We start from the raw sequence: 1,468 nt of genomic DNA, 5'->3' as shown, positions 1-1,468 counted from the left end.
GGTCAGGCCCCGGTGTCAGGCCGATGTCCACCGGCAGGTTCAGCACTTCCTCGCCGATCATCACCGGCGTGGTCGCCTCTACGTACTGGATGTCTTCGCTGCCCGCAGTGGTGATCACGTTCTTGCGCCGGATCGCAGACGCGGGCGGCGCTGCCGGCAGCGTTCCACGGGCCTGGAAGGCGCCATTGAAGCCGGTATCCACCTTGACCAGCACGTTCTGCTTGCCGGCGCGGATCGGATAACGGACGTCATATGCATCCCCCCACAGCGTCGACAGCGTGGCCATCCGCCGCGTGCACGGCACCGGGGTGGCAGTGGCCTGAATCAGCAGCGCATCCTTGTTGATGCGCACCCGGCCCAGCGCGCGCAGCACGTCCAGGCCGATGCGTGGCAGGTCGTCCTGGCCCAGCACTGCGAAGGACACGCCGCGCACCGGCAGACCGCCGATCTCGAGATCGGCCGGCGCCGCCAGCGCGTACAACTGCCCGGGCTTGCCATCGGCCACCATGAAACCTTCGGTCAGCGCCAGCCCGAGTTCGGCCGCCAGTGTGCGCCCGATGCGCGAATGCGCCGCACCGCTGTCCAGATGCACGCGCACCTCGCGTTCGCCGGTGGCGGTACGGACCTTCAGGGCGAGCGTCGGCAGTTCGTTGTTCATCTGCAGGGGAACGCTGACATCGCTGGCTGGCGCCGGCACTGCCAGCGCATTGCGCGGCCAGGCGGTGAAGCGCTCGAAATGCGGCTCACTGATGCCGGCAAGATGGATGTCGCCCACCTGGCGTTTCAACAACGGCCGGATATCGCGCTCCAGCAGCGTGCGGACCTTCAGCATCTGCGTTGCCCATCCGGCGATATCGCCCTGCAGCAGCAGATTTCCGGCCAGGGTGGCCGAGCACAGGTACTCAACCCCCTTCACGCTGTCGGCCGGTTCACTGGCCACGGCCTGCAGGCATTGCTGGGCGGCTTTGCTGGAGCGTTCCAGCTCACCACGCACCCGGTAGAAGCCCGCCTGGCCAAGCAGTCCCTTTGCCCCCTGGGCCTTGCCCAGCGCCTGCAGCCTTCCCAGTTCCGCGAGGCGCACGCTGCGGGTGTAGCGATAGGGATCGCTCAGTTCGCCGTCCGGCATCTCCACGGCGGCAGCCGAAGCCACTGCCGTGGCAACCAACGCACTCACTCCCAACCACATTCGATGCATCGAGGTTACTCCTGTCTACCCGACGCCGACCGTATCACGGTGGCGATGACATCTGCCGCTGCAGCCTTCAGCCACGTGTGATTGAACTTCGGATCGCGCGCAGTTGCTGTTTCACCGCACGCTCCTGCGTGGCATCCATGCGCAGCAGTGCCTTCTGCCCCACTGAACGCGACTGCAGATCGGAATCGACAAAGCGGTAGCGGCCCCGTTCATCACGCACCACCGCCACCGGCCGCGCCGGTTCCGGGGTCTCCAGCAGGTGGTCGATCACCG

At 66.7% G+C, this 1,468-nt stretch carries 2 protein-coding genes; both read right to left on the bottom strand.

Going from position 1 to position 1,468, the window contains the following annotated elements; all coding sequences use genetic code 11:
* The coding region (locus AB0E19_RS38665; protein WP_362189921.1) for an aspartyl protease family protein at nt 1–1,126 on the bottom strand (1,126 nt) is incomplete at its 3' end.
* A gap of 136 nt (nt 1,127–1,262) precedes the next feature.
* Nucleotides 1,263–1,468 (bottom strand): DUF3014 domain-containing protein (locus AB0E19_RS38660; RefSeq protein WP_362189918.1); only part of this gene is annotated, 206 nt, incomplete at its 5' end.

Source organism: Streptomyces sp. NPDC047974 (assembly GCF_040653375.1).
Classification (GTDB): domain Bacteria; phylum Actinomycetota; class Actinomycetes; order Streptomycetales; family Streptomycetaceae; genus Streptomyces.
The sequence above is the reverse complement of the archived record's forward strand: the minus strand, read 5'-3'. Positions and strand labels throughout refer to the sequence as shown.